Consider the following 20,482-nt stretch of genomic DNA (forward strand, 5'->3'; position numbering starts at 1 on the left):
ACCTCAAGCCCCGGCTACCCGCATTCCGCCACTTGACACCTCCAACCGCCGGACCAGCGCGCGGGAGGTGCACCCGAGCCGTCCGAGTTGACGGCCACGTCGTGAGGGGCTCAGGCAGAGCCGAGACATGCGCTAGCCCCGCTGGGGGCCCTTTCCCTTACCCGGATGCCCCTCCTTCTTCCCCGCATGGCCGGGCGGCTTTGCCTGGGGAGGCGGCGCAATTCGGTTCGCCGCACTCTCGGCGACGGACGGAATGGGCTGTTCGGCCACCCGCACAGTGGCGGTGATCGTGGGCGGCACGCCCACGCTGACGGGCGGGGGCGATGGCGGCTGAGTCTGCGTGGGTGGAGCTCCGGTCGGCTGTGAGCCGTTGACCAGCAAGGGGACGACAAGGCCCGTGGCGCCGACGGCGAGGGCCGCGACAGCGGCGACCCGCGCCCTCGTCCTCGTCCCCGTCCGAGGCTGCCCGAGCGCCGCGGTGGACGACGGTGGGCCGGTCAGCTTCGCGTGGATCGCCGCGGCGGTGGGACGCGCTGCTGGTTCGCGCGCGGTCATGTGATCGAGCAGGCTCGACAGCTCCGCCGGCAAGCCCGCGGGAATGCGGGGCCGGCGGTTCAACCGAGCCACCGCGGCCTCGGCCATGGTTCCCGGGTACTCCAGCTCGCCGGTGAGGCATTCGAGGAGGACCAATCCCAGTGAGTAGACGTCGGCCGCCGGCTCGACCGGATCGCCCACCACTTGTTCCGGTGCCATGTAGGCAGCGGTGCCGACCACCGTGCCGGTCGCGGTGACCCGGGTGAGGTCGAGCGCGTCGGCGATGCCGAAGTCGGCGATGAGCGGGCCGTGCTCGGCGAGCAGGATGTTGCCCGGCTTGAGGTCCCGGTGGGTAACCCCTTGGGCGTGCAGGTGGGCCAGCGCGTCCGCCAGCCGGCTTCCCATCCGGGTCACCTGTTCGGGAGTCAGCGGCCCGCGCCGGAGTCGCTCGGCGAGATTTTCCCCGGCCACGAACTCCATCACCAGGTACATCCGACCGGCCTCGGTCCCGCTGTCGAGCAACGCGACCACTCCGGGGTGATCGACACTGCCGTGGATCCCGACCTCCCGCAGCCGCCGGCGCTGCTCCACCGCCACCGCGTCACGGTTGAACACCTTCACCGCGACTTCCCGGTCGAGCCGGCGGTCGTAACCGCGATAAACCCGTGCGGTCGCACCGACGCCGAGAAGGCCACCGACCTCGTAGCGATCACCGACCACAGCGGGTGCGCCGCCACCGGCGTCGGGCACGAACCGTGGCCGCGTCGGGCGATCACGATCGTCACGCAGAGGATCCATCGTCACGGCGGCAACCCCGTTCCTCGACCGTCGGGGCCGGGATACCCACCAGGAGGCGCGCGAAACAGAGCACCGCAGGGGTTCGGCGCGGTGCGGCGCGGCCGCTCGATCCGGTGAACAATGCCCGGAGCCTCATCGCCTTTCCGTTCGCGGGTACCCCTCTCGAAACGAGGAGGAGACGATGCCCGACGGCGACCTCATGGGTTTCCTGATCATCGGACTGATCTTGGTGGCGGCCGACGGCCAGGTCCTCTACCGCGGCGGCCGTCGCTACCTGAGGGGGCCGAACGGCGGCGAGGCCGCCGGTTCGATGGCCCGGATGGTGGTGGCGGTGTTCCACCTTGTCGCGATCGGCGTCCTCGCGCTGCTCTCGGTGGTGGGTCCGGCGTGGTCGGGCTCGGCCGCGGCGGTGGTCGGCCGCGTGGGCGTCTTCCTCCTGCTGCTGGCGGTCGTCCACGGGCTCACCCTGGTCGTCCTGGCCCGTCGGCGGCAGGACGAGGTGGTCGAGACCAGCCTGCAAGAGCGCGACGCCACCCGGCCGCCCATTGACCCGCAGCCGCGGCCGACGTCCGAGCCGGGCCACGATCCGATGGCGGCCGACGCGTCGTGGCGGCCGACGACCGTCACTCCGGTGCCCGGCCAGACCGGACCGTACCCCCAGGTGAGCCCGGACAGCGAGGACCGCGGCCCGGACCAGACCTGAGATCGCGACCGCGGGCCGGTCATCGGCCGAGAGCAGCTCCGGGTGTTCGCGCTGCGTCGTGCCTTCGCAGGCGGTGCGGTGGATCCCGCGGTCCGGCAGTTCGGGGACGAGCTGGTCGACGACGTCGTCGATCGACGCGGGTACGAGGTGCGGGCTGAGGTTGACCCCGTCCGGCGTCGTGTTCTGCGCCGACACCGCCTTCGGCAAGGCCCAGGCCTACGCCGACGATCTACGGGCCCGGCTCGCGCCGCACGGCCGCCCCGCCGACGCGGTGCGGATCCTGCCCGGCGCGTCCGTGCTCCTCAACGACGCCCCCGCCGACGCGGCCGAACGCGCCGAAGAGATCCGCCGCTGCCAGATCAACCCGCAGCGCGCGCTCGCCTTCCTGAAGCAGTACTGGGGTCAGCCCTGTCGGCGTACGACTCGCTTTTCGAGATCGATCCCACCGCCCAGGAACTCGACCCCTCGCGCGGCACCATCTCCCTCGAACACCGCACCGGCAAGCTCGACCGCATCGGGCAATGGCACGAACTCGCGGAGACCAAGAACCTCTCCATCCACCAACTCGTGCTCGGAGTCCAGCCACGACAAGCACTCCTTCGTCTGCACCCCGGCCCAGGTGGCCGGCGAATGGGCCCGCGACGCCCACGCCCGCGTGGTCCGTGTGGCGGGCGGCCGGTTCTCGGCCGCCGGGGGAGTCGCCTGCCTGGAACAGCACGGGGCGGGCTTGCGGGCTCGGTGGCACCGTCGGCGTGGCCCGCAGCCGGACGAGGTCGGTGTCGGCCTCCCCGGGCCGGTCCTGGACCAGGGCGCCTTGGCCGCTTCGAAGAACTGCGTCGCGCGTTCGTAGCGGCGTTCGTGAGCCGGCCATCCGCCGCGGCGGAAGTTGGTACCGGTCCGGGCGTTGTCGGTCGTGACGATGTTCCAGCCCGCGCGTCCGCCCGAGAGGAAGTCCAGAGACGCCAGCCGGTGCGCGAGGTCGGCGAGGTAGTTGTAGGTGGTGTTTTGCGTGGCCGCGAGCCCGATCCGCTCGACAGCGCCGGCGAGCGCGCTCGGTTGCGTGATCGCGCCCGCGCGGCCGGCGACGACGAGGGAGTGGATGCGGCCGCGGTTCTCCCGCCACGCGCAGGCTTTCGCCGAGGAAAACGCGTCGAACAGGCAGCGTTCGAGCGTGCGCGCCACGGACACGTACGTCTCGATCTCGGTGGGCGGTGCGTTCGACGGATCATCCCACCGGAACTGTGGGCCGACGCCCGGGTAGAAGGCGCCGAGGTGCGGATGCGCTCATGCGCGACTCGCGCAGCGTCGCGCCACGCGCGGGCGGCGTGTGCAGACCCCGGCGCTCCAGCGCCGGCAGTACCTCGCAGGCCACTCGCGGAAGATGGGTGGCAGGTGCCGACAGGTGCAGGTGGACACCGTCGACAACGCCGGCGAGTCTCTGTCAGCAGTTCCGTCAGCCCTGACGTGGATCCGGCGAAGCGGAGCCGGTCCGGGCCGCCGCCGGTCGGTCCGCCTGGCTGCAGCGCAACTTCCACTTCGGCGGGACACCAGCCGGTCCGCGAACTGACCGGCGCGGCGGCGCACTTCGTCGACGGTCGAGCCGGCGATGAGCACGATGTCCGGGCGGACCGCGCCGGCGACGTCGCCGGACGAGAGGATGCCGAGCCGGCCCCGCGGCGGGCGCGGCGTGATGAGCGGACCTGTCATCGAGAACGTCGCGCCTTCGAAGCCGACGTGGTGGACCTGTCCGGGGCGAGGTAGTGGCCGGTTGCGACGTCCTTGACGACGGCGTCGTCCTCCCATGAATCCCACAGCCGCCGCGCAACTCGACCACGTCGGCGACCTCGCGGCGCGATGCGTCGGGGCCGAGCGGTTCACGGCCGACGGTGGCCAGTGGCTTCGGGTGAGGCGTCGGTGCCGACCACCCAGCCCGCGTGCCCGTGGGGGGGGCGAGACTGGCGAGCCGCGTGGCCAGGTCCAACGGTTCGGCCGTGGCGACGGTGGACGTGGGAGTCGGGCCGATCCGGTCGGTCAGCGTGGCCACGGACGCCAAGCGCGTGGTGGCATCGAGCGGGAAACCGTCGTCGGGCGGCAGCGGGGAGTCGGCGAAGGTGGCGAACGTGAAACCGGCGCCGGCCGCGCTCGCCACGACCGCGGCCGTCGAACGCGGCCAAAGCCCGTCCGCGGGCTCCTTTCCGTGAGTCGCGTCGATCTCCACCGCGACGTACAGTCTGGGGGAAGTCATGCACCACCCTCGATTCGTTTGCCCACAGCTATCCCGTTCCGGCGCCCGGCCGCACGCACGTTCAGGATGTGGACAACGGCGGAGTGTTCTCCCGCACGCTGGACGAGGTGGACCACGCCGGACGCGCGTGGACAATCAGGGTCGGGGGCGGTGACGAGAGGTGACCGACGATGCGGATGTTGCGTGCGCTGACCCACGCCCTCACCGGGTCCGGCTGGGTGGTGACCCCGCCCTCCAGCCCACTCGACGCCGGGTTCGTGGTGCCGGTGCCGCGACCGGGTGCGCACGACTCGCCGCACGTGCCACTGTCGAAGCACGAGCGGGAAGCCTTTCTGCGGATCACGTGTGGTTTCCCCGGCGACGGCAAGATCCACTGAGGACCCCGAGCCAAGAGTCCACAGTGGATCAATCAGCTGCTTCTGCGCGGTGCGTTCGTCCGATCGGTGGCCGCGCCATGTGGGAGAACGGCCGGGGGTGTGGACAAACATTCCTTCGTCGGCAACGGTTCCCGGCCATGCCAGAAATCGCGACGGACGTTCTGGCGGTCGGCGGTGGCCCCGCCGGGACGTGGGCGGCGGTCAAAGCGGCGGAATCGGGCGCGCACGTCATCCTGGCGGACAAGGGCTGTTGCGGGACGAGGCGGCGCGACCGCGTCGGCCGGTACCGGGGTCTGGTACGTGCCACCGGATCCCGCGGCCCGGGCCGCGGCGATGGCCAGCCGGGAAGGGCTCGGTGGGCACCTGGCGGCGGAAACCGGAGCGGTCATGTCCGGGATGGAGTTTTTGAACGCCCACGTGATCGCCCCGGTGTTCACCTCGGTGACCAAGACCGCCTTCAACACGTTCGCGGGAAGTCTTCGTGCCACGCAAAGCACGACACGGCAAACCTCGCGACGGCAGCCTTCCCGAGCGACGGAGTTTGTCCGTGCATCTGTGCCAGTCAGGCGGCGACCTGTCTGCGGTGGTGGAGCGGAGGCCGAGGGCAGCCGGCGTGCCTGGCACCGTGCTGAGGTGCGGTGGAGCGTGGGGGCGGGGAGGATGGGCAGAATGAACCCCTCCGAACCCGATCCCACGGTCAGCGCGACCACCGCGGCCGACGTCGCGCTTCGACATACCGGCGAGGGCGTCGTGATCGCCGCCCGCGGTGAGTTCGACGCGCTCACCACCCCGGCCCTGCAGGAGGCGATCCACGACGCCCTCGCGGAACGGCCCCGCGTGCTGGTGATGGACCTCAGCGAGACCGCGTTCTTCTCCTCGACCGCGATCGGCGCCCTCGTCGACGCCGAGCTCACCGCAGGCGAACCCACGTCCGTGCGGCTCGTCGCGTCCCCGCCGATCCGCCGCACGTTGCGGCTGCTGGGCCTGGACCGGCACTTCGACTACTGCGACACCACCGACGACGCCCTGACCACCACGCCGGGCTGAGCCTCGGCGCCGAGGCCACCCGCCGCGGCATGCGCCACCGCACGACCGCTGACCAGCGGAGATCAAGGAGCAGCCACCGGATGCGTTCGGTCAGCGACCCGGACCCGGACGATGACCCTCCGCCTGTGCTGCACCTGCGCCGGCGGGCCCGCCTCGAGGACGCGTCCGCGCTCAGGAAAGCCCTCGTCCATTGGGCCCGCGCCCACCGCCTGTCCGCGGCCCTGATCACCGACCTCGAACTCGCGGTGTACGAGGCCCTGGTCAACTCCGCCGAGCACGCCTACCCCGGCGACACCGAGGGCTCGCTCGACCTGCACGCCCACCATGAGGACCAAGTCGTGCGGGTCACCGTCACCGACCACGGCCGCTGGCGCCCCCAGCCCCCGCCCGACCCGCTGCGCGGGCGCGGAGTGCCCCTGATCCACCTGCTCGCCGACCACACCGACATCGCTGCCACCGAGCAGGGCACCACCGTCACGATGACCTGGCAGCTCAGCCGGCACTGCGCAGACTGACGGGCGTGTTCAGCGCCGCGCGGCCGTGATCCCAGCGACTCGCGATACTGCCCACACCCCTGGCGCCCGCCGGGCGTGGCGCGGCAGGCCACGGTCGTCCCGACGCACCAAGATCGGGTGGACGCGCTCGACGCCCCGACCGGAGATGAAGACGCCGTTCACCGCCGTCCGCCGCAGGCGAAGTCCGGACGACTGTGTCCGATGACCGCAGGCGGCGAAGCGGCGGGTGTTCTCGCCGTGCCCGTCGATCCGGCCGGCCGGCATTGCTTTCCGCCGCAGCCGCCTGGGACGCGGTCAGCCGGCGACGTGGTACCGGCTGGTGATCGCGACGCGGTTGAAGGCGTTCATCACCGTGGCCAGCCAGGCGACCGCCGAGATCTGGTCCTCGGTGAGTTCGGCTGCGGCGGCGTTGTAGTCCTCGTCGCGGACGTGCCCGTCCGACACCCGTGCGATCGCCTCGGTCAGGCGGAGGGCAGCGCGTTCCGTGTCGGAGAAGTAACCGGTCTCTTCCCACGCGGGCAACACGGCGATCCGGTCGGGGTTTTCGCCCTTCTTGAGGGCGTCACCGGTGTGCATGCGCAGGCAGAACGCGCAGCCGTTGATCTGGGAGGTGCGCACCCTCAGCAGTTCGACCAGGAGCGGGTCGAGGCCCGCCGCGGTGGCGCTGTTCTCGACCTCGATCGACAAGGCGATGAGGGCCTGGTAGGCGGCCGGGTGCTGCTTGTCGATGCTGACGCGCTGCGTGTTCGTCACGGTTCCTTCGATTCCTTCTGCGGCCTGCGCCGTGGAGTTCGCTCCGGGCGCGTCGTGGTGGCCGGTGGTGTGTTCGGGGCAGAGGCGGTGCCGGTGTGCGCCGACGTGGCCACAGCTGCGTGACCAGGTTGATCGAGCCTGCTCGCTCGTCGTTTCCCGTCTCGCCAGGGAGACGAGGTAGCCCCTCGGGGTGTGACAGCTCAGACGTGAGAGAGTTTGTCCGGGTTGAGCACCCTGCGGTACGCGGTGATCAAGCCGTCTGTGATCTGCACCGTGTCGACGGAGTAGACGCGGCCCTGCCAGTGGCACACGAGGGCGAGCTCGCCGCCCACCTCGATGAAATCGATGCGGTCCGGGCGCCACAGGCGACCCACGCGCACCATCACCTCGGCAACGCGCTCACCACCGCGGATGATCTTGCGCGCCGCCGAGACCTTGCCGCCGCCATCGGTGACGTAGACGGCGTCCGGGTGCAGGAGCCGGACCAGACCGGCCAGGTCACCGGACTCGTAGGCGGCGCGGAACGTCGCCAGCACCCGTTCGCGCTCCGCCTTCGGGGCCGGCGAAGCGGACTGCTTCGCCTTGGCCACGCGCCGTCGAGCCCGCGACGCGAGCTGCCGGGAGCCGGGCACGGAGACGTCCAGCACTTCCGCGATCCGGCCGAACTCGAACCCGAAGACGTCGTGCAGGACGAAAGCCACCCGCTCCGGTGGGCTCAGCTCCTCCATGATCAGCAGCATCGCCGCGCTCACGGATTCGTCGACGAGCACCGGTTCCGAGGCGTCCGGCCCGGTCAACAGCGGTTCCGGCAGCCACGGCCCGACATAGGCCTCTCGGCGAGACCGAGCGCTCTTGAGGATGTCGTACGACCGCCGCGCGGCGACCGTGACCAACCAAGCCCGCAGGTCGTCGACCTCGTCCAGATCCGCCCCGGCCGCCCGCAGCCACACGTCCTGAGCCACGTCCTCGGCGTCGGCCACGCTCCCCAGCAGCCGGTAGGCCACACCGAACACCGCAGGTCGATGCGTTTCCCACTCGGCAGCGAGCGTGTCCTGTTGCTCAGACCCCCGGGGCGCCTGCCCGTCACCCATGCCGATCGCGTCCTCCTCCGACGTGCGGGTCCAGCGTACGGCCGGAAAGCCTTCCCGGCATCCGTTCGTAACGCACACCTCGCGATCGTGGGCGATCGGAGTTCGCCGTGAGCGACGCACTCGACTGGAAGGCCGTGACCATCGCGGCTTCGGCGCGAGTACATCAACCCGATGACTCTCGCTCCCGCGGCTCTGAATACCAGTGGCCCACACGGACGCCGGTATCGGGAGGGCGATTTCCGGCGCGCAGGGTTGTGGCCGGCACGCAGATCGGCGGTGCGGCCGGCGCGTTTGCTGCAGGAGGCCGGCGCGGCACTCTGTGGCTACGGAGGGCCGTTCCGTCCACACTCGACATGCCGGCCTGTCCGATGCCGCAGATCACCGCTGACCAGGACGCCCCACTCTGGCAGGGACCTCGGCCTTGGAGAACTCGTCAGGGGTGCGGGTCGTCGACCTTGAGCGGATCTCCGGGTTGGAGACGAAATCCGTCAGGAGCTTGGCCGGTTGTGTCGCACTCGTGTTCTCGGCGACGACGTGGTGGGAGCCCGAACGCCTCGGGCGCCCCGGCCAGCGGCGAGCTGTGCGGTCAGGCCGGTGGTGCGGTAGCCAGCGCCATCAGGACACCCGACACGTCGTGTCCCGGCACGCTCGGCGTCCGCTCCCGGCCGGCGCGGTCGGCCCACGTGCCCGGCCACTCCAGCTCGCCGGTGGGGAACCCCGCGGCGTGCACCTGGGCGACGTCGTTCTCCGCCGAAGGGACGTCCTCAAAGGACAGTTCGGCGACCCCCCGTCACGATCGCGGATGGCGCTGACTCGCAATACGGTCCTCGTCTGGTGGGGCGGTTGTCGCCAGGGAGACGACAGCCCCCCCAGGCGTGACAGCCCGGAGATCTTTTTCCAGCCACCGGAAGTCGCTCCTCACGGGACTTTCCCGGACCGAGCACTCCGAAAGGCGTCCCGTCGCCGCGAACAGCACGGTCAGCGCCACCAGCTCGAGGCTGTCGTCGAACTGCCGGTCGCCGGTGCGTCGACGGTACGCAGGAGCACTTGGGTCGTGTGGCGGATGTGCTCGACGAGGATCGCCACGGCGGCGTCGGCGTCCTTGGCGAGGATCGCGTCCAGCATGGACTTGTGCTCGCCTACGATGTCGCGGTGCTCGTGTCCCAGGGAGACCGACCAGCGGCGGTAGAGCTCGGCGGAGGCACGCAGCGAGCAGGCGATCGCGAGGAGCCGAGGGTTCGGGCAGCCGGGCAACGTTGAGGGGTGGCGTGGTGCGCAGGAGGTGATCGCGATGTCCCGGCCGGTCATCCCGATGGCTGATGTCGAGGATGCGGGCATCGGCAGGGTCCTCGTGCACACGCGCTCTGTCGAAGAGGCCGAGATCCGCGGTACCCGGCTGCTCTCGCCGCATCGCCTGGCGGTCGGACGGGGCGGGCTTGACGCGCGGATTCGCGGTGTCTCCCTCGGCCCGGTTGCGCTGTATCACCTGAGCTACGCCGCCGGTGTCACCGTCACCGCGCCGCCCACGGTCGGGTACCTCGACACGTTGCTGCCTGTTCGCGGGCGGTGCGGGTCGACCATGCCGGTGCCCGGTTCGACGCCGTGGCGGGCCGGGCGGCGGCGGTGATCAGTCCGCACGCCCCGATGGTTCTCCAGTGGAGCCCTGGCCTGCGGTCGGCGATGATGCGCATCGAGACTGAAGCGCTCGGTTCCTTCGCCCGGATGATCACCGGTCGTGACGACTTGCCATTCCGCTTTGACCCGATGGTGGCGGACTCGAACGCCGTCGCGGGCCTGCACGGCGTCGCTCACCTGATCCGCTCGACCACGGCCCAGTTCTCCGGTGCGAGTGTGTGGCCGGGAGCGATCAGGACGCGAGTGCGTGAGCAGGCAATGCTCACGCTATTGCTGAGCCAGCCGGACTTTCGCCTTCAAGTGACCGGGGCGCCCGGCAGCCCGTGGCTCGAACGGCCGTGCGGAAGGCCCTTGAGCTGGTCGAGTCCAGCCCGGAGAGCTGTATTACTCTCGCGAGCCTGGCGTCTTCCGTCGGCGTCAGCCTACGTACCCTTCAGCTGGGTTTTCGCGAGGAAATCGACACGTCCCGGCGCGTACATCCTCAGTGTGCGACTTCGGCGGGTCCGCGAGGAGTTGTCCGCCGCACGGCCGGGCGAGGGGTCGACTGTGGCCAACATCGCCCATCGGTGCGGGTTCCTCAACCTCGGGCGATTCGCTGCGCAGTACCGCCGCGCCCATGGGGAATGCCCGTCGGACACCCTCCACCGTCGGTGACGGGCCTCTGCGGACCCGCGAAGTACCTTCAGACTTCCTCCTGAGGTACTTCGCGTCCGTGTCAGGCGTCCTTTTGCCGCCCGGTCAACGTGATGTGGCCTTCCGTGCGGAGACGTTCGATCATGTGCGGGTAGTGCAGCTCGAACGCGGGGCGCTCGGAGCGGATGCGGGGCAGCTCGGTGAAGTTGTGCCGCGGTGGCGGGCAGGACGTGGCCCATTCGAGGGAGTTGCCGTAGCCCCACGGGTCGTCGACGGTGACGATCTCGCCGTAGCGGTAGCTCTTGACCACGTTCCAGATGAACGGCAGCATCGAAGCGCCCAAGAGATAGGCGCTTATGGTCGAGATCGTGTTGAGCGTGGTGAACCCGTCGCTGGCGAGGTAGTCGGCGTAGCGGCGCGGCATGCCCTCGGCGCCGAGCCAGTGCTGCACCAGGAACGTGCCGTGGAAGCCGATGAACGTCGTCCAGAAGTGCCACTTGCCGAGCTTCTCGTCCATCATCCGGCCCGTGATCTTCGGGAACCAGAAGTAGATGCCGGCGAAGGTCGCGAACACGATCGTGCCGTAGAGCACGTAGTGGAAGTGCGCCACCACGAAGTAGCTGTCCGAGACGTGGAAGTCGATGGCCGGGGCGGCCAGCAGGATACCGGTCAGACCGCCGAAGAGGAACGTGACGATGAAGCCCATCGAGAAGATCATCGGCGTCTCGAAGGACAGCTGGCCCTTCCACATCGTGCCGATCCAGTTGAAGAACTTCACGCCGGTCGGAACCGCGATCGGGAACGTCATGAAGGAGAAGAACGGCAGCAGCACGGCGCCGGTGGCGTACATGTGGTGCGCCCACACCGCCACGGACAGGGCCGCGATCGCCAGCGTCGCGAAGACCAGCCCCTTGTAGCCGAAGATGGGTTTTCGGCTGAAGACCGGGAAGATCTCGGACACGATCCCGAAGAACGGCAGCGCGACGATGTAGACCTCGGGGTGCCCGAAGAACCAGAACAGGTGCTGCCACAGGATCACGCCGCCGTTGGCGGGGTCGAACACGTGCGCGCCGAGGTGCCGGTCGGCCAGCAGACCCAGCAGGGCCGCGGTCAGGATCGGGAACGCGAGCAGGATCAGGATGCTGGTGACCAGGATGTTCCAGGTGAAGATCGGCATCCGGTACATCGTCATGCCCGGCGCGCGCAGGCAGACCACGGTGGTGACCATGTTGACCGCACCGAGGATCGTGCCCAGACCGGAGACGACCAGGCCGGAGATCCAGAGGTCGGCCCCGACGCCCGGCGAGTGGATCGCGTCCGAGAGCGGGGTGTAGGCGAACCAGCCGAAGTCGGCGGCGCCACCCGGGGTCAGGAATCCGGAAAGGACGATCAGCCCACCGAAGAGGTAGAGCCAGTACGAGAACGCGTTCAGCCGCGGGAACGCGACGTCCGGCGAACCGATCTGCAGCGGCAGCACGAAGTTCGCGAACCCGAACAGGATCGGGGTCGCGTACAGCAGCAGCATGATCGTGCCGTGCATCGTGAACAGCTGGTTGTACTGCTCTTGCGACAGGAACTGAAGCCCCGGCCGGGCCAGTTCCGTGCGGATCAGCATGGCCATCGCGCCGCCGATGAGGAAGAAGCCCATCGAGGTCACCAGGACATGACGCCGAGTTGTTTGTGGTCGGTCGTGCGCAGCAATCGCACGAGCAACGAGCCCGTCGGTGCCTGCTGCGGAGAGTGGCCGGGGAGGGTCACCGGGGCCGGAACCAGTTTGGTCACTTGTGCCTCCGTGGCGGCGGTGCCATCGGGCAGAGCAGGGGGTGGATGGGAACGCGTTTGCCTGTGCGGACTGGGATTCCGAGGCCGGCTGAGCTCCGGACCGGCCGCCAAGCTCCAGTGCACGAGGTCTTGCGTACGGCGAGATGGGCAGCCTGGAGTGCGTCGGCCGGATCGCCGTGCCACCAGACCACCCAGTCGGCGTCCGCGCGCATTCCCTCCAACACCAGGCAGGCGCCACGAATCGTGGCACCGTCCGCAGAATTCGTCAGCGCCTGCTCCAGTTCATGAGCGATCGCGGGGCGATCGTCCCAGGTGGTCTGCGAGCCGGCCTTGAAGACCGGCCACATCGTGCGCGCCAATCCGGGGTCGAGGGTGACGGCGCTCATCGCGCGAGCAGGGAGAAGAGCAGGGCCAGGGTGGAGATCGCCGCGCTAGTCACCAGCAGCGCCGAGGCGAACGGCTTGTGCCCGACGGTCACTGAATGTGACTGGATGCGAGGGCATTCGTGTGTCGTTTTGTCCACCTGTGCTCCGTTCGAACTGATCGTCCGCCCAGATGGATAGTGCACTGATGATTAGCGCGCTAATCAAATGTGCGATGTGCATCTCAGGCGTGCCTCGAACCAGTCGAGTCCTCTGCGGACAGACGGCGGAGGAGGTGGATCGCGTTTTGCAACGCCCGAGGCGCGGCGACCGTGCCCTGTGGACGGTTCGTGCTCCCAGTGACCCCACGACACCACGGCACCGCGACACCACGGCTACACAACGCGACGCGGGTGGGCAGAACCTTGGGCGCCAACGTGACCCCCCAAGATCAGTACTGTCCACGCCCGAGGAGCATCCGTGGCGGCGCTCAAACTTCCGCATCGCGATCTGACGCCGGCCTGAGACGGCGGCGATCCCGAGGAACCCGGGGTGGGGGAGGTGGCGGCGGCCGATTCCGCCGACGTTCACTTTCACCGAAGGCGGGCGCACTTACAGCACATCGCCATCTGACGACTGAAGCCCTGCTCCTCCGAGAAGGAACAGGGCTTCTGACCTGCGGTTTCAGCTGGTGCGCGATACTGGGATTGAACCAGTGACCTCTTCCGTGTCAGGGAAGCGCTCTCCCGCTGAGCTAATCGCGCGAGGTGGAGACGGGATTCGAACCCGTGTACACGGCTTTGCAGGCCGTTGCCTCGCCTCTCGGCCACTCCACCGTACAGGCTCGAGAGCCTACCGAGCGGACGACGGGATTCGAACCCGCGACCCTCACCTTGGCAAGGTGATGCGCTACCAGCTGCGCTACGTCCGCACTATCCGCGACTCGGGAGTGTCCGGGCTCGTGACCCGCACCCCGTCGCCGTGGTGTGGGAGAACCATATCGGACGCCGAAAACCGCCCCGCCACCGGGGGGTCATCCGTCGGTCGCGGGGCCGTGATCAGGCGAGATCGTTCGGGATGAGGTGCGTGAGGGCGTCGTCGACGTCGACCCACAGGTGCTCGTTGCCGGGGAGGACCACGTCGTAGGTGCGGTCGAGGAAGTCGGCGAGCTCCTGGGCGGAGGCCTCGAACATGGCGTGCCCGGACGGCGAGTTCAGCTCGATGAGCACGGACTCGGGGTCTTCGACCGACGGGCGGATGCGCACGTCCCCGTCGCCGGCGTCGGCCAGGAGGCCGTCGGCGAGGAGGTCGCGGGCGTAGACCCACTCGACCCAGCCCGCGCGGCCGGTGCGGAAGGCGGCGACGACCGCGTAGGGGTCGCGAGTGTCGTAGCGCAGCTCCACCTTGACCGGAACCGCCGGGGTCCGCGGCGCCAGCAGGTCGAAGACCGCCGTCGAGCGGAGCGTCACGTGATCGTTGCGCATCGTCCTACCCTTCGTCTCCCTTCCCGGCCCGGACGACCGAGGACGACGATGAGACGCCCCGGGGAGCCGATTCCGTCGCGGGTTCGGTGGAGATCACCCGTCCGTGGCCATCGCTTCCGGTCGTCCGTCGTCGCCCGCGCCGCGCAGCCTTCCGCGGGTGCCCGCTGGGCAACCACACGTACATACTGCGCGGTTCGACCGCCGCGCGATAGCACCGTCGCACGGATGCCGGGGCCGGGCGCGACCGCCCCCACCGCGGAACAACCCCGGCTAGCTCGGGGTTGTTCGTTCCGTATTCGCTGGTAGACGCAGCGTGGTTGGGGGTTACCACCCGTTTGCAGGCCCTCGAAAGTCGTGCTGTAGAGTTCTGTTCACACCGCGAGCGGGCGATTAGCTCAGCGGGAGAGCGCTTCGTTCACACCGAAGAGGTCACTGGTTCGATCCCAGTATCGCCCACCACCGCGAGGCCCCGGATCCACGATCCGGGGCCTCGACTGTTTTCCGGGAAAGAATTTTCCCAGGTCAGCACCTCGCCGCGCGTCCGCTCTCCGAAAGTGATCTCCGCGCCGCCCGTCACGGCTCGGCAACAGCCGGAAGCAGCGGCTCCGGATGCAACCTGCAGATTGCCAGTGGAACATCGACGCATTCCGGTCTTCCGTCGCCACTTCTGTCACGCCCGGGACGGAGTCCGCGGCTTGAGTGTGATCTTGCGCACTTTTTCGATCACGACCCGGTGTGGACCCGCCGAACGGCCGTATCGGGGCCGCACCAACGCCTTGCCGCCACTGTCCACGGGTCCATGAGCCGCACTGCGAGCGCCGGTGCGCCGGCTCCGAAGTTCGCAGGTTTCCGTTGGGGGGGCCGCCGTTCCGGTGAATCCGCCCGGTCGCGGTGAAGGTCACAACCCGGCCACAGGCGCGGCGAGATGGGTGAACCACGGCGCGGGCCGCCGGGAGCACCGCGTGACCGGCGGGGTCATGGCGCGCTTGTCCACGGAGGGGTGTGCAGCGAGGGTGATCGGCGTGGTCGCGGGCGGGGTTCGTGGTACGACGAAAACGCGACGGCGTGACACGGTGACGTGGAACGTCATCAAGAAGGTGGTCTGATCCGCTGCCCGTCCGGGTGATCGCACTGCGGCTCCACTGTGGATGTGTCCGAACAGGAGTGTCCACAGTAGAATGGCCAGGATCCGGGACGGCACGGCTCCGGCTCCGGGGGCGTGGTGGAAACTTGACTACATTCCGTAGCTATCGGTGGGTTGCTTCGCATTACTCATCGTCATCATCCCGTTATCATCAAGCCATTCATTTGCGTGAAAGACCTGCAGGATGTGGCTGGAAATCCTTGTAACGATGCCCTGAGAGCCGCCGATACCTTGGCGTGTGTCGCTCCTTTGGTGGCTGAATCGGGTGCGATTGCGATCACCCTCGGTGATTGCCCTCGTTCACGCAGCGTGCCGGCGGAGGCCTTCGAACCATGCTCCTGGGAGGTCTGATGGAAGAGTCGGTGCGGCCCTCGTCCACGGTCAGCGAACCGCTGCCGCACATCGACCTCCAGGCGATCCCTGCGGCTCGGGGCGCGGCGCCGGCGGCCGTCGAGTCGGCGTCGGCGAAATCGCACCCGGCGTCGTGGGAGAAGCGGTACCGCGCCTGGGTTGTCGCGAGCGACATCGTCGCCGCGTTCGTGGTGATCGGCGTGAGCGCCTTCGTGATCGACCGCGTGGCGCCGCAGGACATGCACGCGTTCGGCACCGCGCTGGCGGTGCTGTGCGCCCTGCCCGTCTGCCGCGCGTGGAGCCCGCGCGTGCTCGGCGAAGGGCCTGAGGAGTACCGGACGCTCGGCCGCGGCCTCGTCGTGGCCGCCGTGCTCGTGGCACTGGGCGGCCTGCTCTTCCGCGCCCTCGACGTGCAGCCGTGGGTCTTCATCGTCGTCCCCGTGATCGCGCTCTTCGCGTTTCCGCAGCGCTACCTCCTGCGCCAGGTGCTGCACCGGCAGCGCCGCCGGGGGCTGTGCCTGCTGCCCGTGATGGCGGCCGGCAGTCCCGGCACGGTCGCCGATCTGATCGCGCGCACCAAGTCCGAGGTGCACGTGGGCTGGCGCGTCGAGGCAGTGTGCACGCTCACGGGGCACGGCGCGGACCGCGACAGCGGCGAGATCGACGGGGTGCCGGTCGTCGGCAGGCTCGAGGAGCTCTCGCGGCACGTGCGCCGCGGCGGGTACCGCGTCGTCGCGGTCACCGGTGACCAGTACTGGAACCCGAAGCGCCTGCAGCGGCTCGCGTGGGACTTGGAGGGCACGACGGCGGATCTCGTCGTGGCGCCGGTGCTGATGGACATCGCGGGTCCGCGGCTCAACGTCTCGGGTGTCCTGGGCATGCCGCTGCTGCGGGTCACCGCGCCGCGGTTCACGGGGGGCCGCCGGCTCGTGAAGGAGGCCCTCGACCGCTGCGGCGCGGCGTTCCTGCTCACGCTGTTCTCGCCGCTGCTGCTGACGATCGCGCTCGCGGTGAAGCTCGGGGACCGCGGCCCGGTGGTCTACCGGCAGCGCCGCGTCGGCAAGGACGGCGAGAGCTTCACGATGCTCAAGTTCCGCACGATGGTCCCCGACGCCGACAAGATCCGCCAGAACCTCGAAGGCGACAACGAGGGTGCGGGCCCGCTGTTCAAGATGAAGCGGGACCCGCGCGTGACCCGCGTCGGCGGGCTGCTGCGCCGCTATTCGCTCGACGAGCTGCCGCAGCTGTTCAACGTGCTTTCGGGCCGCATGTCCCTCGTCGGCCCGCGGCCACCGCTGCCCGAGGAGACGCGGCAGTACGCACCCGACGCGCGCCGCCGCCTGCTCGTGAAGCCGGGCCTGACGGGCCTGTGGCAGGTCAGCGGCCGCAGCGACCTGACGTGGGCCGAGAGCATCCGCCTCGACCTGCGGTACGTGGAGGACTGGTCGCTGGCGCTGGACCTGGTCATCCTGTGGAAGACCTTCCGCGCCGTCGTGGCCGGCCAGGGCGCCTACTGAGCCGCCCCGCGAGCGGGCCGTCCCGGCCGCCGACCCGCAGGGCCGGCGGCCGCTTCGTGTCCGCAGGGCCGGCAAAGGCGGCGGGTCCGCGGTGACCGCCAAGCCGGGCCGGACAGTGGGTGCAGGACACCCGCGGAGGCCTGGCGCCGTCGTGGCCGAGCCGATCCGGGCCGCCCGGCGGCGCGGGGCCGGGACGCGCGGCGTTAGCGCCGCCAGGCGTCAGGCGCTCACGGGCCGCCGACTAGCATCGACGGGAGTCATCCCCTGTCACTTGCCCCAGAAGGAGCCGATCGTGTCGCATCCGCCGTCAGCCGCCGCCGTCCCCGCCGAGCGCGTGGTGGTCGCGGCGGGCACTACGGCGGGCGCCGCGGTCCGCGAAGCCGGGCTGCCGACCAAGGGGCCGGACACGGTCGTCGTCGTGCGCGACGCGGAGGGCAAGCTGCGCGACCTGGCGTGGGCGCCGGAGACCGACACCGAGGTGGAGCCCGTCGCGGCGAGCACCGAGGACGGCCGCAGCGTGATCCGCCACTCGGCCGCGCACGTGCTCGCGCAGGCCGTGCAGCAGGAGTTCCCCGAGGCGAAGCTGGGCATCGGGCCGCCGGTGAAGGACGGCTTCTACTACGACTTCGCGGTCGACAAGCCGTTCACGCCCGAGGACCTGCAGGCGCTCGAGAAGCGCATGAAGCAGATCGTGAAGGGCGCGCAGCAGTTCTCCCGCCGCGTGTTCGGGTCGGTCGACGAGGCGAAGGAAGAGCTGGCGAAGGAGCCGTTCAAGCTCGAGCTCGTCGACCTGAAGTCCGAAGTGGACGCTGTGGACACCTCCGAGGTGATGGAGGTCGGCGGTGGTGAGCTCACCATCTACGACAACCTCGATCCGCGCACGAAGGAGCGCGTGTGGAGTGACCTCTGCCGCGGCCCGCACGTGCCCACCACGAAGTTCATCCCCGCGTTCAAGCTCACCCGCGTGGCCGCCGCCTACTGGCGCGGCAGCGAGAAGAACCCGCAGCTGCAGCGGATCTACGGCACGGCGTGGGAGTCGGCCGAGGCGCAGGACGCCTACCTGGAGCGCATCGCCGAGGCGGAGCGGCGCGACCACCGCCGGCTCGGTGCCGAGCTGGACCTGTTCTCCTTCCCCGAGGAGATCGGCTCCGGCCTGCCGGTGTTCCACCCGAAGGGCGGCATCATCCGCCGCGAGCTCGAGAACTACTCGCGCCGCTGCCACGAGGAGGCCGGCTACGAGTTCGTGAACACGCCGCACATCTCCAAGGGCGAGCTGTTCCACACCTCGGGCCACCTGCCCTACTACGCCGACACGATGTTCCCGCCGGTCAAGCTCGAGGACGAGGACTACTACCTCAAGGCCATGAACTGCCCGATGCACAACCTGATCTACCGTTCGCGCGGGCGGTCGTACCGGGAGTTGCCGCTGCGGCTGTTCGAGTTCGGCACGGTGTACCGCTACGAGAAGTCGGGTGTGGTCCACGGCCTCACCCGCGTGCGCGGCCTCACGATGGACGATTCGCACATCTACTGCACCAAGGAGCAGATGCCGGGCGAGCTGCGGTCGCTGCTCAAGTTCGTGCTCGACCTGCTGGCCGACTACGGCCTGTCCGACTTCTACCTCGAGCTGTCCACCCGCGGCGACTCCGAGAAGTTCATCGGCGAGGACTGGGAGTGGGAGGAGGCGACGGAGACGCTGCGGCAGGCCGCGATCGACTCCGGCCTCGAGCTCGTGCCCGACCCGGGCGGCGCGGCGTTCTACGGCCCGAAGATCTCCGTGCAGGCCAAGGACGCCATCGGCCGCACGTGGCAGATGTCCACGATCCAGCTGGACTTCAACCAGAACAAGCGGTTCGACCTCGAATACACCGCACCGGACGGCTCGCGTCAGCGGCCGGTGATGATCCACCGCGCGTTGTTCGGCTCGATCGAACGGTTCTTCGGCGTGCTGACCGAGCACTACGCGGGCGCGTTCCCGGCGTGGCTCTCGCCGGTGCAGGTCGTGGGCATCCCGATCACCTCCGACCAGGTCGAATACCTCCACGATGTCCAGAAGGCTTTGCGCGCCAAGGGAATCCGCGTCGAGGTCGACGCGAGCGACGACCGGATGCAGAAGAAGATCCGCACCCACACCACGCAGAAGGTGCCGTTCCTCCTCCTGGCCGGCGCGAAGGATGCGGAGGCGGGCGCGGTGTCGTTCCGGTTCCGCGACGGCGGCCAGATCAACGGCGTGTCCGTGGACGCGGCCGTCGAGGCCATCGCCGAGTGGATCACCCGTCGCGAGAACGACTCGCCGAACGTCGAGGCCGTGGAGAAGATCCTGCGGTGAGCGACGCGGACGGTCCCGAGATCGTCGAGCAGGACGGCGTGGGGGTCCCGGACGCGCTGCAGCGCCTGTGGACCCCGCACCGGATGGCCTACATCAAGGGCCAGGAGAAGCCGGACGGCGACGAACCGGCTGGCTGCCCCTTCTGCCGGATCCCCAGCCTCGACGACGAGACGGCGCTCATCCTGGCGCGCGGCAAAACGGTGTACGCGGTGCTGAACCTGTACCCGTACAACCCGGGGCACCTCATGGTGGTGCCCTACCGCCACGTGGCCGACTACACCGACCTCACCGTCGACGAGACGCGTGAGCTGGCCGAGTTCACGCAGCACGCCATGCGCGTGGTGCGTGAGGTCTCGGCGGCGCACGGGTTCAACATCGGGATGAACCAGGGCGTGATCGCCGGCGCGGGCATCGCGGCGCACCTGCACCAGCACCTCGTACCGCGCTGGGGCGGCGACGCGAACTTCATGCCGGTGATCGGCCACACGAAGGTGCTGCCGCAGCTGCTCGGCGAAACGCGGAAACTCCTGGCGGACGCGTGGTGAAGAACGTTCGGCGCACGAGTGTACCGACGGGGTAATTGAGCCCTCAATCAGGGGTACCATGGTGGCATGTCCGAACCCCGATGGCTCACCGACGAAGAGCAGCAAGTCTGGCGTGACTTCTCCGAGGCGGCCGCGATGCTGCAGGCACACCTCGAGGCTCAGCTGCAGCACGACTCGGGCATGCCGCACACGTACTACGAGGTCCTGGTGTCGCTGTCGGAGGCCGAGGACCGCCGGCTGCGCATGAGCGACCTCGCCGACGCCCGCCGGTCGTCGCGCAGCCGTCTCTCCCACGCGGTGGCGCGCCTGGAGGCGAAGGGCTGGGTGCGGCGCGAGTCGTGCCCCACCGACAAGCGCGGCGCGTGGGCCGTGCTCACCGACGCCGGGTTCGCGGCACTGCAGGAAGCCGCGCCCGGGCACGTCGAAGCCGTGCGTGAGAGCCTGTTCGACCCGCTGACGCCGCAGCAGGTGCGGCAGCTGGGGGAGATCAGCAAGGCGGTGCTGGCCGGCCTGTCGCCGCGCTGCGCGGCCGCGGCGGAGGCTGCCGAGGCGGGCGAATTCGTGGCCCCGGTCGTCGAACTGCCGAAATCCGGCTGATCGCCCGGCGGGTCGCGGGGCGGGGACGTGGGCCCGCGCG

General features: G+C 69.7%; 19 protein-coding genes, 4 tRNA genes and 1 pseudogene. 12 read left to right on the forward strand and 12 right to left on the reverse strand.

Going from position 1 to position 20,482, the window contains the following annotated elements:
• Positions 1 to 132 precede the first annotated feature (132 nt).
• Positions 133 to 1,284, reverse strand: a complete 1,152-nt coding sequence (locus I6J71_RS16220; protein ID WP_370542216.1) for a serine/threonine-protein kinase — start codon at positions 1,282 to 1,284, stop codon at positions 133 to 135.
• 229 nt (positions 1,285 to 1,513) lie between these two features.
• Here I6J71_RS16220 and I6J71_RS16225 point away from each other — a divergent pair, with 229 nt between their 5' ends.
• The gene (locus I6J71_RS16225; protein WP_204095464.1) at positions 1,514 to 2,035 is read left to right on the forward strand and encodes a hypothetical protein; all 522 of its coding nucleotides are present in this window, start codon (positions 1,514 to 1,516) and stop codon (positions 2,033 to 2,035) included.
• A 402-nt stretch (positions 2,036 to 2,437) separates the two neighbouring features.
• On the opposite strand, the gene I6J71_RS16230 is transcribed toward I6J71_RS16225, so the two are convergent.
• Positions 2,438 to 3,223: an LLM class flavin-dependent oxidoreductase gene (locus I6J71_RS16230; RefSeq protein ID WP_239154903.1), complete on the reverse strand. Its 786-nt coding sequence runs from the start codon at positions 3,221 to 3,223 to the stop codon at positions 2,438 to 2,440.
• Positions 3,224 to 4,026: 803 nt separating this feature from the next.
• Here I6J71_RS16230 and I6J71_RS16235 point away from each other — a divergent pair.
• The 4 genes from I6J71_RS16235 (at position 4,027) to I6J71_RS16250 (ending at position 6,219) form a co-directional block, all read left to right on the forward strand.
• Positions 4,027 to 4,236: a hypothetical protein gene (locus I6J71_RS16235; RefSeq protein WP_204095465.1), complete on the forward strand. Its 210-nt coding sequence runs from the start codon at positions 4,027 to 4,029 to the stop codon at positions 4,234 to 4,236.
• A 214-nt stretch (positions 4,237 to 4,450) separates the two neighbouring features.
• Positions 4,451 to 4,657: a hypothetical protein gene (locus I6J71_RS16240; protein ID WP_204095466.1), complete on the forward strand. Its 207-nt coding sequence runs from the start codon at positions 4,451 to 4,453 to the stop codon at positions 4,655 to 4,657.
• 669 nt (positions 4,658 to 5,326) lie between these two features.
• The gene (locus tag I6J71_RS16245) at positions 5,327 to 5,704 is read left to right on the forward strand and encodes an STAS domain-containing protein (RefSeq protein WP_204095467.1); all 378 of its coding nucleotides are present in this window, start codon (positions 5,327 to 5,329) and stop codon (positions 5,702 to 5,704) included.
• Positions 5,705 to 5,784: 80 nt separating this feature from the next.
• Positions 5,785 to 6,219, forward strand: a complete 435-nt coding sequence (locus I6J71_RS16250) for an ATP-binding protein (protein WP_204095468.1) — start codon at positions 5,785 to 5,787, stop codon at positions 6,217 to 6,219.
• Positions 6,220 to 6,513: 294 nt separating this feature from the next.
• On the opposite strand, the gene I6J71_RS16255 is transcribed toward I6J71_RS16250, so the two are convergent.
• The 4 genes from I6J71_RS16255 to I6J71_RS16270 all read right to left on the reverse strand — a co-directional run bounded on the left by I6J71_RS16255 (position 6,514) and on the right by I6J71_RS16270 (position 9,371).
• Positions 6,514 to 6,972, reverse strand: a complete 459-nt coding sequence (locus I6J71_RS16255; RefSeq protein ID WP_204095469.1) for a carboxymuconolactone decarboxylase family protein — start codon at positions 6,970 to 6,972, stop codon at positions 6,514 to 6,516.
• A 200-nt stretch (positions 6,973 to 7,172) separates the two neighbouring features.
• Positions 7,173 to 8,063, reverse strand: coding sequence for an RNA polymerase sigma factor SigJ (sigJ, locus tag I6J71_RS16260; protein WP_204095470.1), 891 nt, complete (start codon positions 8,061 to 8,063; stop codon positions 7,173 to 7,175).
• 586 nt (positions 8,064 to 8,649) lie between these two features.
• Positions 8,650 to 8,793: a hypothetical protein gene (locus tag I6J71_RS16265; RefSeq protein ID WP_204095471.1), complete on the reverse strand. Its 144-nt coding sequence runs from the start codon at positions 8,791 to 8,793 to the stop codon at positions 8,650 to 8,652.
• Positions 8,794 to 9,041: 248 nt separating this feature from the next.
• Positions 9,042 to 9,371 (reverse strand): FCD domain-containing protein, encoded by a 330-nt coding sequence (locus tag I6J71_RS16270; RefSeq protein WP_204095472.1) that lies wholly within the window; start codon positions 9,369 to 9,371, stop codon positions 9,042 to 9,044.
• Between I6J71_RS16270 and I6J71_RS16275 the strand changes: the two genes are divergently transcribed.
• Positions 9,355 to 9,690, forward strand: a complete 336-nt coding sequence (locus tag I6J71_RS16275; protein ID WP_204095473.1) for a hypothetical protein — start codon at positions 9,355 to 9,357, stop codon at positions 9,688 to 9,690. The two genes, I6J71_RS16270 and I6J71_RS16275, sit on opposite strands and share 17 nt — an antisense overlap.
• Positions 9,691 to 9,956: 266 nt before the next feature.
• Positions 9,957 to 10,352 (forward strand): helix-turn-helix domain-containing protein, encoded by a 396-nt coding sequence (locus I6J71_RS50760; protein WP_370542217.1) that lies wholly within the window; start codon positions 9,957 to 9,959, stop codon positions 10,350 to 10,352.
• A gap of 61 nt (positions 10,353 to 10,413) precedes the next feature.
• Here the strand turns inward: I6J71_RS50760 and ctaD are convergent.
• The 6 genes and pseudogenes from ctaD to I6J71_RS16310 form a co-directional block, all read right to left on the reverse strand.
• A pseudogene (gene ctaD, locus I6J71_RS16285) lies at positions 10,414 to 12,089 on the reverse strand (cytochrome c oxidase subunit I).
• A gap of 20 nt (positions 12,090 to 12,109) precedes the next feature.
• A complete protein-coding gene (locus I6J71_RS16290) occupies positions 12,110 to 12,499 on the reverse strand; it encodes a chlorite dismutase family protein (protein ID WP_204095475.1) in 390 nt (129 codons plus the stop codon).
• A gap of 665 nt (positions 12,500 to 13,164) precedes the next feature.
• Positions 13,165 to 13,239, reverse strand: a tRNA-Val gene (locus I6J71_RS16295).
• Position 13,240: 1 nt separating this feature from the next.
• A tRNA-Cys gene (locus I6J71_RS16300) sits at positions 13,241 to 13,311 on the reverse strand.
• Positions 13,312 to 13,333: 22 nt separating this feature from the next.
• Positions 13,334 to 13,406, reverse strand: a tRNA-Gly gene (locus I6J71_RS16305).
• A gap of 127 nt (positions 13,407 to 13,533) precedes the next feature.
• The gene (locus I6J71_RS16310) at positions 13,534 to 13,959 is read right to left on the reverse strand and encodes an SsgA family sporulation/cell division regulator (protein WP_005159130.1); all 426 of its coding nucleotides are present in this window, start codon (positions 13,957 to 13,959) and stop codon (positions 13,534 to 13,536) included.
• Between the two features lie 384 nt (positions 13,960 to 14,343).
• Between I6J71_RS16310 and I6J71_RS16315 the strand changes: the two genes are divergently transcribed.
• The 5 genes from I6J71_RS16315 to I6J71_RS16335 all read left to right on the forward strand — a co-directional run bounded on the left by I6J71_RS16315 (position 14,344) and on the right by I6J71_RS16335 (position 20,442).
• Positions 14,344 to 14,418 (forward strand) — tRNA-Val (locus tag I6J71_RS16315).
• A 1,035-nt stretch (positions 14,419 to 15,453) separates the two neighbouring features.
• Positions 15,454 to 16,971 (forward strand): sugar transferase, encoded by a 1,518-nt coding sequence (locus tag I6J71_RS16320; protein ID WP_204095476.1) that lies wholly within the window; start codon positions 15,454 to 15,456, stop codon positions 16,969 to 16,971.
• 292 nt (positions 16,972 to 17,263) lie between these two features.
• Positions 17,264 to 19,300, forward strand: coding sequence for a threonine--tRNA ligase (thrS, locus tag I6J71_RS16325; RefSeq protein ID WP_204095477.1), 2,037 nt, complete (start codon positions 17,264 to 17,266; stop codon positions 19,298 to 19,300).
• Complete coding sequence (locus tag I6J71_RS16330; protein WP_204095478.1) at positions 19,297 to 19,845, forward strand: HIT domain-containing protein; 549 nt, start codon at positions 19,297 to 19,299, stop codon at positions 19,843 to 19,845. The genes thrS and I6J71_RS16330 overlap by 4 nt, the downstream gene beginning before the upstream one ends.
• A 66-nt stretch (positions 19,846 to 19,911) precedes the next feature.
• Positions 19,912 to 20,442 (forward strand): MarR family winged helix-turn-helix transcriptional regulator, encoded by a 531-nt coding sequence (locus tag I6J71_RS16335; protein WP_204095479.1) that lies wholly within the window; start codon positions 19,912 to 19,914, stop codon positions 20,440 to 20,442.
• The last annotated feature ends 40 nt before the right edge of the window (positions 20,443 to 20,482 follow it).

It is taken from the genome of Amycolatopsis sp. FDAARGOS 1241 (assembly GCF_016889705.1).
Taxonomy (GTDB): domain Bacteria; phylum Actinomycetota; class Actinomycetes; order Mycobacteriales; family Pseudonocardiaceae; genus Amycolatopsis.